Origin of the sequence: Synechococcus sp. CCY9201, from assembly GCF_034931105.1 — a bacterium.
Classification (GTDB): domain Bacteria; phylum Cyanobacteriota; class Cyanobacteriia; order PCC-6307; family Cyanobiaceae; genus CBW1002.
The window spans coordinates 1-9,554 of record NZ_JAYGIC010000121.1; the positions used below are offsets into that span (position 1 = coordinate 1).

At 65.1% G+C, this 9,554-nt stretch carries 10 protein-coding genes; 8 read left to right on the forward strand and 2 right to left on the reverse strand.

What is annotated here, in order from left to right; genetic code table 11:
• The first annotated feature begins 85 nt into the window (after positions 1–85).
• From VB716_RS11990 to urtE, 8 genes are all read left to right on the forward strand, one after another.
• Complete coding sequence (locus VB716_RS11990; protein WP_323270592.1) at positions 86–685, forward strand: urease accessory protein UreE; 600 nt, start codon at positions 86–88, stop codon at positions 683–685.
• A 16-nt stretch (positions 686–701) separates the two neighbouring features.
• Positions 702–1,340, forward strand: a complete 639-nt coding sequence (locus VB716_RS11995; protein ID WP_323270598.1) for an urease accessory protein UreF — start codon at positions 702–704, stop codon at positions 1,338–1,340.
• Positions 1,337–1,945: an urease accessory protein UreG gene (gene ureG / locus VB716_RS12000; RefSeq protein WP_197159016.1), complete on the forward strand. Its 609-nt coding sequence runs from the start codon at positions 1,337–1,339 to the stop codon at positions 1,943–1,945. Before VB716_RS11995 ends, ureG begins: the two co-directional genes overlap by 4 nt.
• Positions 1,946–2,106: 161 nt before the next feature.
• Positions 2,107–3,396, forward strand: coding sequence for an urea ABC transporter substrate-binding protein (urtA, locus tag VB716_RS12005; protein ID WP_197158227.1), 1,290 nt, complete (start codon positions 2,107–2,109; stop codon positions 3,394–3,396).
• Positions 3,397–3,513: 117 nt separating this feature from the next.
• Complete coding sequence (locus VB716_RS12010) at positions 3,514–4,671, forward strand: urea ABC transporter permease subunit UrtB (RefSeq protein WP_323270593.1); 1,158 nt, start codon at positions 3,514–3,516, stop codon at positions 4,669–4,671.
• Positions 4,672–4,698: 27 nt separating this feature from the next.
• Positions 4,699–5,868, forward strand: coding sequence for an urea ABC transporter permease subunit UrtC (gene urtC, locus VB716_RS12015; RefSeq protein WP_323270599.1), 1,170 nt, complete (start codon positions 4,699–4,701; stop codon positions 5,866–5,868).
• A complete protein-coding gene (gene urtD / locus VB716_RS12020) occupies positions 5,865–6,650 on the forward strand; it encodes an urea ABC transporter ATP-binding protein UrtD (RefSeq protein WP_197158233.1) in 786 nt (261 codons plus the stop codon). The genes urtC and urtD overlap by 4 nt, the downstream gene beginning before the upstream one ends.
• A gap of 76 nt (positions 6,651–6,726) precedes the next feature.
• A complete protein-coding gene (gene urtE / locus VB716_RS12025; protein WP_323270594.1) occupies positions 6,727–7,482 on the forward strand; it encodes an urea ABC transporter ATP-binding subunit UrtE in 756 nt (251 codons plus the stop codon).
• Positions 7,483–7,562: 80 nt separating this feature from the next.
• Here urtE and VB716_RS12030 read toward each other — a convergent pair whose 3' ends face one another.
• Positions 7,563–8,420 (reverse strand): aminotransferase class IV, encoded by an 858-nt coding sequence (locus VB716_RS12030; protein ID WP_323270595.1) that lies wholly within the window; start codon positions 8,418–8,420, stop codon positions 7,563–7,565.
• On the reverse strand, positions 8,417–9,554 hold a 1,138-nt coding region (locus VB716_RS12035; protein ID WP_323270597.1), incomplete at its 5' end, for an anthranilate synthase component I family protein. The genes VB716_RS12035 and VB716_RS12030, both read right to left, overlap by 4 nt.

Consider the following 9,554-nt stretch of genomic DNA (forward strand, 5'->3'; position numbering starts at 1 on the left):
GCCAGGCTGAAGCGCAATCGGGCCTGGCCGTGCCACGTTGCGCTGGCGGGTGGGGTGGAGATACTCAGCCCAGCGAGTCACCGCCATGATCCCCGCCGCAGCCTCCCTGTCGCCAGAGCCTCAACCGCCGGTGCTGACCCGCCGCTTCTTCGGCGGCAACCCCGCGGCCTTGCGGCTGGCCCTCAGTGCTGAGGAGCGCCAGTGCCTGCGGGGCCGGCGCCACAGTGTCTGCGGCAGGCCCCTGCTGTTGCACCTCCCCCGCGGCGAGGCTCTGCAGCCCGGCGAGCTGCTGGCCCCCGCCTCGGGGGACGAGCTGCTGGTGCGGGTGGAGGCGGCGCCGGAACCGCTGTTGCAGGTGAGGGCTGCTGACCCCCTGGCGCTGCTGCAGGCGGCTTATCACCTCGGCAACCGCCATGTGGCACTGGAGATCCAGCCCGGCGAACTGCGGCTTCTGCAGGATCCGGTGCTGGCCCATCTTCTGGAGCACCGAGGTCTGTGGCTGCAGGCGATCGTGGCGCCGTTCCTGCCGGAGAGCGGGGCCTACGGCCACGCCGATGCACACAGCAACGCTGATGCACATAGCCACGCTGATGGACATGGCCATGCTCATGGGCACAGCCACGATCATGGCCACAGCCATGCCGCTGCTCACAGCCATGCCGCTGCTCACAGCCATGACGGCTGATCCCGCCGCCGCTGCCCTGGCCCGCCTGCGGCTGTACCAGTTGGTCAGCCCGGCCTTGCCGGTGGGCGCTTTCAGCTACTCGGAAGGCCTGGAGGTTCTGGTACAGCAGGGCAATCTGGCCGATGCCGCCGCCGTGCGGACCTGGCTGGAGGCCGAGCTGCGCTTCGGCACGGTGCGCCTGGAGGCGGCAGCTCTGTCCAGCCTGATGCAGATGGAGGACTCCGCTGCGCTGCTCCGGCTGGATGGCTGGCTGCTGGCGATGCGGGAAGCCCGCGAGATGCGGGCCCAGCAGCGCCAGATGGGTCAGTCGCTGCTGCAGCTGCTGCGGGCGCTTGAATTCGTGGTGCCCGCTGAGGATCTCGCCTGGCCCGCCGCCTTCGCCCAGGCCGGTCGGGTGCTGGAAATCGGAGCTGCGGAGCTCACGGAGGCCTATCTCTACGGCTGGGTCGCCAACCAGCTCAGTGCCGCGGTGCGGCTGGTGCCTTTGGGCTCCACCGATGCCCAGCGGCTGCAACTGGCCCTGGCACCCCTGATTGCCTCTGAGGCCGCCAGCCTGGCCGCAACGGACCCCCAGACTCTCTGGAGTGGCGGGGTGGGCGCTGCTCTGGCCCAGTTGCGCCATGCTGAGCTCTACTCGAGGCTGTTCCGGAGCTGATGAGCAAGCTGCGGGTTGGAGTGGCAGGCCCGGTGGGATCGGGCAAGACGGCGCTGGTGGAGGTGCTTTGCCGCCGCCTGCGCCAACGGCTGGAACTGGCGGTGGTGACCAACGACATCTATACCCAGGAGGATGCCCAGTTCCTCACCCAGGCGGGGGCCTTGCCGCCGGAACGGATCCGGGGTGTCGAAACGGGAGGTTGTCCCCACACCGCCATCCGGGAAGACTGTTCGATCAACCGGGCGGCGGTTCAGGAGCTGGAGCAGCGCTTTCCTGATCTCGATCTGGTGCTGGTGGAGAGCGGCGGCGACAATCTGGCCGCCAGTTTCAGCCCGGAACTGGTGGATCTGTGCATCTATGTGATCGATGTGGCCGCTGGAGACAAGATTCCGCGCAAGGGCGGACCCGGCATCACTCGCTCCGATCTGCTGGTGATCAACAAGATTGATCTGGCTCCCCATGTGGGGGCCAGTCTGGCGGTGATGGAGCGCGACACGTTGCGCATGCGTGGGGAGAGGCCCTGGTGTTTCACCAACCTCCACAGCGGTGAGGGCGTGGATCGGGTCGAAGGATTTCTGCTGCAGCAGTTGCCCGGCCTGGCTTGAGCTGCGTCCGGCTGTGGATGCGCGCTTGATGGGCGGTTGAACAAACAGTAGCGGCGGCTACAAAGTTTGGAATGCCCACCTACTTACCGTCCGACAACCGCTGCGAGGCGGACAACAAACAAGCGCATTTTTCCGGAGAGCTCTCTATGAAGCCATTCGCGATGCAGAAATCGTCCCTGCGTCTGATTGGTGGCGCCACCGCATTGGCCACTGCCTTCAGCTTGGCAGCCTGCGGCGGTGGCGGCGGCGGTGAGTCCGCCTCCGGCGACTTTGACGGCGAAGTGAAGGTCGGGATCCTCCATTCCCGTTCCGGCACCATGGCCATTTCCGAGAACACGGTGGCCGAAGCCGAGTTGATGGCGATCGACGAAATCAATAAGGAAGGCGGCGTCAAGATTGGGGATAAGAGGCTCAAGATCGTCCCGATCGAAGAAGATGGCGCCTCCGACTGGCCCACCTTTGCCGAGAAGGCGAAGAAATTGATCGATCAGGATCAGGTGGCCGTGGTGTTCGGAGGTTGGACCTCCGCCAGTCGCAAGGCGATGTTGCCGGTCTTTGAAGCCAAGGACCACTTCCTCTTCTACCCGATTCAGTACGAAGGGCAGGAGTGCTCCGCGAATATCTTCTACAGCGGCGCAGCTCCCAACCAGCAGGCCGAGCCTGCGGTGGAGTGGCTGCTGAAGAACAAAGGCAAGGATTTCTTCCTGGTGGGCTCGGATTACGTCTATCCGCGCACGGCCAACACCATCATGAAGGAGCAGCTCAAGACCCTGGGCGGCAATGTGGTGGGTGAAGACTATCTGCCCCTGGGCAACACCGAGGTGGCTCCGATCATTGCCAAGATCAAGCAGGCTCTGCCCAATGGCGGTGTGATCGTCAACACCCTGAACGGCGACAGCAACGTGGCCTTCTTCAAACAGATGAAGGCTGCAGGCATCACCCCCGCCAACGGCTACTCGATCATGAGCTTCTCGATCGCCGAGGAGGAGGTCGCAGCGATCGGTCCTGAGTATCTGGAGGGCACCTACGCCGCCTGGAACTTCTTCCAGAGCCTCGATACCCCTGGATCCAAGAAGTTCACCGAGGCCTTTAAGGCCAAGTACGGCGACAACCGGGTCACCAATGACCCGGCTGAATCCGCTTACATGATGGTCTACCTCTGGGCCAAGGCTGCCGAGAAGGCCGGCACGGTCGATAACAAGGAAGTCCGTAAGGCCTTGATCGGCGTCAGCTTTGATGCTCCTCAGGGAACGGTGACGGTGCAGCCCAACCACCACACCGAGAAGCGCGTGCTGATCGGTGAAGTCCAGAAAGACGGCATGTTCAAGATCCTCGAGGACAAGGGCTTCGTCAAGCCCGTGGCCTGGAACCAGTTCGTGCCGGAAACCAAGGGCTACACCTGCGACTGGACCCGCACCGACGTGGAGAACCCCGGCAAGTTCAAGATGTGATCGAGCTGGATCCGGGCGGCAAGCCTGGATCCCTCGTTCGGGATTCGGCCACCGGACTCCGTCGCGGTTGCTGCTTTCACGAGGGGGAGTGCGCTCCCCCTCTTTTTGTACCCGGCGATGACACTTCTCTACGACACTCTCTTCAACGGCCTGGCAATCGGCTCGGTGCTGGTGCTCGCCGCCCTCGGGCTGGCGGTGGTCTTCGGTCTGATGGGCGTCATCAACATGGCCCATGGCGAGTTGATGATGCTTGGCGCTTACAGCACCTTCGTGGTGCAGAACCTTTGCAAGAATGGTCCCCTCGAAGCGCTGTTCCCGATCTACATCCTGATCGCCATTCCCGTGGCGTTTCTGGTGAGTGGTCTGGCGGGCCTGTTGCTCGAGAAGACGGTGATCCGCCGCCTCTACGGCCGGCCCCTCGAGACCCTGCTGGCCACCTGGGGGGTGAGCCTGATCCTGCAGCAATTTGTCCGTTCGGTCTCCAGCGCCTTCTTCCTGGGCCTGCTGCTGACCGTGGCCCTGGGTCTGCTGGCTCCCCGGATCACCCCGGCCGTGTGGTGGAAGCAGCGCTGGACTCCCCTGCTCGGAACCGGCAGCTGGCTGTTTGCCGGCGGCGTTGGCATCGCCCTGGCCTCAGCGCTGGGGGAAGTGCGCCAGCTGGATCAGCCCTGGTTCAGCGCCCGCAACCTCGACGTGACGGCACCACTTTGGCTGCGTGATTCCCTTGATTTCGGCGGTGTCACCATGCCCACCGCCCGCTTGTTCATCCTGGCCCTCACGGCCGTGGCCCTGATCGGTGTCACCTGGTTTCTTCAGAAGAGTGTCTGGGGTCTGCGGATCCGCGCCGTGACCCAGAACCGGCCGATGAGTGATTGCCTCGGCATTCCAACCGAAAAGGTGGATGCCCTCACCTTTCTGGTGGGATCCGGTCTGGCTGGGGTCGCCGGGGTGGCTGTCACGCTGCTGGGTTCGGTGGGTCCCAACCTGGGCGGAAATTACATCGTCGACTGTTTCATGGTGGTGGTGCTTGGTGGTGTGGGCAAGTTGCTCGGCACCGTTGTGGCGGCCCTTGGAATCGGCGTGCTCAGTTATGTGATTGGCTCCGGTTCCCTCCTGCTGGTCTGGCCTGCGATGCCGGCAGGTCTCAATGAGGTGGTCACCTTCTTCGCCACCACCTCCATGGCCAAGGTGATGGTGTTTGCCCTCGTGGTGGTGTTCCTCCAGTTCCGTCCGGCGGGTCTCTTCCCACCGAAGGGCCGCCTGGTGGAGGCCTGAACCATGGCGACTCCCTCCCCCTCCGCGATGTCGTCTGCCGGTGGCGGCAGCCCCACCGGTTTCCTGCGTCGCTGGCTTCCCTGGATCCTGCTGATTGCGGCGGCACTGATTCTCCCCTCGGTGCTCCCTCCTTTCAGGCTCAACCTGCTGGGCAGGTTTCTGTCGCTGGGCATCGTGGCCCTCGGCATCGATCTGATCTGGGGCTTCACCGGTATGCTCAGCCTTGGGCAGGGCATCTTCTTTGCTCTGGGCGGTTATGCCCTGGGTATGCATCTGCAGCTCACATCGCTGCAGCCCGGCCAGCTGCCCGAATTCTTCGGGCTCTACGGCGTCAAGGAGTTGCCGGCGTTCTGGCAGCCTTTCAATTCAGCCGTCTTCACCTTTTTCTGCCTCTGGATCCTGCCGGCCCTGGTGGCGGGAGTGCTCGGTTTTCTGGTGTTCCGCAACCGGATCAAGGGGGTCTACTTCTCGATCCTCACCCAGGCGGCCTTGCTGGTTTTCTTCAACTTCTTCAACGGTCAACAGAAGTTGATCAATGGCACCAATGGACTCAAAACCGATACCGCGCGCATCTTCGGGGCCCTGGTGGGCAGCGATGCGATGCAGCGCAATCTGTTCTGGGTCACGTTGCTGCTGGTTGTTCTCAGTTGGTTCCTCTGCCGCTGGCTCACCCGCGGCCGTTTCGGTGACGCCCTGATCGCCATCCGCGACGATGAGCCGCGCTTGCGCTTCACCGGCTACAACCCCACGGCATATAAAACCCTGGTCTTCGCCATCGCCGGTGCGATGGCCGGAGTCAGTGGTGCTTTGTACACGGTGCAGTCTGGAATCATCAGCCCCCAGTACATGGCGGTGCCCTTCTCGATCGAGATGGTGATCTGGGTGGCGGTAGGTGGCCGCGGCACCTTGATCGGTGCGGTGCTCGGCGCGGTGCTGATCAATTATGCCAAGAGCCTGATCAGTGAGCAGTTGCCTGAAACCTGGCTGTTCATCCAGGGTGGTCTGTTTCTGCTCGTGGTCACAGCCCTGCCCGATGGTCTGGTGGGCTGGTGGACCCAGGGAGGCCCAGCCAGGATCCTGGCCATGCTGGGAATTGCCCCCCTGGCCCCCACCTATCCCGAGATCGATTTCGATCCTGCTGTTCAGGCCGAAGCCGAGGCTGTCCAATCCGATCCAACCCCCGGAGGTTCCCCATGAGTTCCGCCGCTTCCGCTCCTGTTTTGGATTCAGCCACGCCTCTGCTGGAACTGCGCCAGGTGAGCGTCAGTTTTGACGGCTTCTGGGCCCTCAATGATCTCAATCTGTCGCTGGCTCCTGGTGATCTTCGGGCCGTGATCGGACCCAACGGCGCCGGCAAGACCACCTTTCTCGATGTGATCACTGGCAAGGTGCGTCCCACCAAAGGGGATGTGTTCTTTCGAGGTCGTTCACTGGTTGGGCTGCCGGAGCACCGCATCGCCCGGCTCGGCATCGGCCGCAAGTTCCAGACGCCACGGGTGTATCAGAATCTCACGCCTCGTCGCAATCTCGAGCTGGCGGTGAGCCGCCGCGCCTCACCCTTTGATCTGTTGTTCGGGCGGCTTGATGCCACCGCCCGCGATCGGGTGCAGGAGCTTCTCGAGGTGGTGGGTCTGCATCCCTATGCCCATCAGAAGGCCGGTGGGTTGTCCCACGGTCAGAAGCAGTGGCTCGAGATCGCCATGCTCGTGGCCCAGGATCCCCAGGTGTTGCTGGTGGATGAGCCGGTGGCCGGCCTCACCGATGAGGAGACCGAACTCACGGCCGCACTCCTGCGCCAGCTGGCCGGTGCCCACACCGTGCTGGTGATCGAGCACGACATGGAGTTCATCCGTGATCTGCAGGCCCCGGTCACGGTGCTGCATGAAGGCCATGTGCTCTGTGAGGGATCAATGGATGAGGTGCAGAGCGATCCCCGAGTGATCGAGGTGTATCTCGGCAGCGACACCGAAGCCGCCTGAACCCCCGTTTCCCTTCCTTCATTCCTCTTCGGCTGTTTGATCACGCCGTTCAGCCACGCCGTTCCGCCTACCCCTGATGACCACCAGCCCCCTCACCCAGCCGGCCGCCTCGGCCACCGCCTCCGGTCCCCTGCTGGAAGTGCAGGGCCTGAATGTGTACTACGGCGAGAGTCACATCCTGCGCAATGTTGATCTCAACGTCAAATCGGGTCAGATGGTCTGCCTGATCGGCCGCAATGGTGTCGGTAAGACCACCCTGCTCAAGACCGTTGTGGGTCTGCTGCGGCAACGCTCGGGCTCGGTGGTGATGGAGGATCGGGAGGTCTCCCGTCTGCCGCCCCACCAACGGGCCCGTGCCGGGATCGGCTACGTGCCCCAGGGTCGCGAGATCATCCCCCAGCTCACGGTGCGGGAGAACCTGCTGCTTGGCATGGAGGCGCGGCCTGGCGGTCTGGCCAAGCATCGCCACATCGACCCGCTGGTGTTTGAACTGTTCCCGGTGCTGGAGAAGTTCCTGGCCCGCCGCGGTGGTGACCTCTCCGGTGGCCAGCAGCAGCAGCTGGCGATCGCCCGCGCTCTGCTGGGCAAGCCCAAGCTGCTGCTGCTCGATGAGCCCACCGAAGGCATCCAACCCTCAGTGGTGCTGGATATCGAACGGGCCGTGCGACGCATCATTGAAACCACTGGCATCAGCGTGCTGTTGGTGGAGCAGCACCTCCACTTTGTTCGCCAGGCCGATTGGTATTACGCCATGCAGAAGGGTGGTGTGGTGGCCAGTGGACCCACAGAAGAACTCAGCAAGCAGGTGATTGATCGCTTCCTGAGCGTCTGATCGCTGCGGCACCGTGGGCTGAGTCTGGGCCGGATTCCGATTCGGATCCCAGCCAGACTCGGTGTCGCCGACTCGATCCGTTAACGAGCTGGAGACAGGAGTTGGCGCCAGAATCGCTCCCCGTTCTCCACCCTGGGCAGGGGAGTGGGCCCCAGCTGGCTGATCGGCCTGCAGCCAAGGCTGTTCAGCAGCAGGGCGCCGTCACCGCTGACCAGATCCTGTTCGCTGATCGGCCTTTCCTTGGCCAGGCCATGGCGGAGCGCCTGCTGGCGCATCACCCCGGGCAGGCAGCCGCTGCTCAGCGGTGGTGTGAGCCAGCGACCGCCGCGCCGCAGCAGCAGATTGGCGCTGGTGCCGCAACACAACCCGCCGGCGCTGCTGGGCAACAGGGCGTCGTCGGCGTCTGAGGCAGCGGCCTGGCGGCGGGCCTGGATGGCGGAGCCATAGGCGAAGGTCTTGCAGCGGCTCAGCAGGCTGGTGGCGTTGCGGGTTTCGCTGGGGCTCACGATCACGTGCACGGGTTCGAAGCAGGCCGTTGCGGCGCTGAGGCTGAGCCAGAAGCGGTGGGTGCTGTGCAGCGGCACGGCGAGGCCACGGCCGCTGCTGCCCCGTGTCCAGTTGAGCCGCAGGGCACCGCTGGTGATGCCGCTGCGCGTCACGGCCTCAGTGATCAGGGGAACCAGGCGCGCCTGATTGGGCGGCGGTGCCAGGCCCAGCAGCGCAGCGGAGCGGTGCCAGCGGTCCAGATGGGCGCTCAGCAGATGGGGTTGGCCGGCTTCGATCAGCAGCGTCTCAAACAGGCCATCGGCGAGCAGCAGCCCCCGGTCGCTGAGGGGCAGGGCCAGCTCGTCAGGATGGCCCCAGGAGCCCTGGGGGCTGGGGATATCGATCCAGGCGATCACGGCCGGGAGGCTGGTTGACTCAGGCGGGCTGATCACGCCAGGGCCTCCAGCAGAGGCCCCAGCTTCCAGCCCAGCTCCTCAGCCTCATCGTGGGGGTCGGAATCGGCCACGATGCCGCAGCCGGCATGGGCCCGCAGGGTGCGGCCCTGCAGGAACAGCGAACGGATCAGGATGCTGCTGTCGAAGCTGCCGTCGTGGGCGAGGCGGAACAGGGAGCCGCAGTAGGGCCCGCGCGGCACCGGTTCGAGCCCATGCAGCCGCCGGCAGGCCCGCACTTTCGGCGCTCCTGTGATCGAGCCGCCCGGCCAGCAGGCCCGGAGCAGATCCACCACTCCCAGCCCGGCGCGCAGCTGACCCTGCACCACTGAGGTGAGGTGATGCACCTGCGCGTAGCTTTCCAGGCCCACCAGCTGGGGCACCTGGATCGAGCCCGGCACGCACACCCGGCCGAGGTCGTTGCGCAGCAGGTCGACGATCATCACGTTTTCGGCCCGGTCCTTGGCACTGCTGACCAGATCGGCGGCGGCATCCGCGTCGATCGCCGGGTCGTGGTGCCGCGGCCGGGTGCCCTTGATCGGCCGGCTTTCCACCAAGCCGCTGGCGCTCACCTGCAGGAAGCGCTCCGGGGAGGCCGAGAGGATGGCCTCCACAGGGGTCTGGGCCGGGTTGCTCCCCTCGGTTCCCGCTGCAATCGCCAGCCCACCGAAGGGCGCCGGGCAGCGCCGCCGCAGCCGTTGATAGAGCGCCAGCGGATCGACGCGGCCCGTCAGCTCCTGCTCGCAGCAGGCGGTGAGATTGGCCTGGAACAGATCCCCGGCGGCGATCCAGTCGCGGATGCGTTCCACGCCGGCGGCAAAGGCCGGCCCATCGGTGTGCCAGCGCCAGTTCTCCAGCCGCAGGCCGGGCTCCGGTGGCGCCGGGTGAGCCATGGCTGCGCGTATTGCAGGGGCTGTGCTTGGTGCTTGTGTTGCGCTTGCCTGGGGGGGTGTTGGGGCCAGGGCCTCGATCGCTGCGGTCATCGCCGCCAGCCGCGCCCCATCGTGGCCCTCAAGCCGCAAACAGCCTGCGGCCGCGTCGAACTCCAGCACCGGATCGTGGCGGGCGGCCCAGAGCTGGGCCATGGCCGGCGATCGCCAGGCTTCGCCGGTCTCCACCCAGCCACCGGCCTCG

Bases quoted from the DNA above. Each gene is read 5' to 3' on its own strand.
- VB716_RS11990 (WP_323270592.1), top strand. From the start codon at position 86: ATGATCCCCGCCGCAGCCTCCCTGTCGCCAGAGCCTCAACCGCCGGTG.
- urtA (WP_197158227.1), top strand. From the start codon at position 2,107: ATGCAGAAATCGTCCCTGCGTCTGATTGGTGGCGCCACCGCATTGGCC.
- VB716_RS12010 (WP_323270593.1), top strand. From the start codon at position 3,514: ATGACACTTCTCTACGACACTCTCTTCAACGGCCTGGCAATCGGCTCG.
- urtC (WP_323270599.1), top strand. From the start codon at position 4,699: ATGTCGTCTGCCGGTGGCGGCAGCCCCACCGGTTTCCTGCGTCGCTGG.
- urtD (WP_197158233.1), top strand. From the start codon at position 5,865: ATGAGTTCCGCCGCTTCCGCTCCTGTTTTGGATTCAGCCACGCCTCTG.
- urtE (WP_323270594.1), top strand. From the start codon at position 6,727: ATGACCACCAGCCCCCTCACCCAGCCGGCCGCCTCGGCCACCGCCTCC.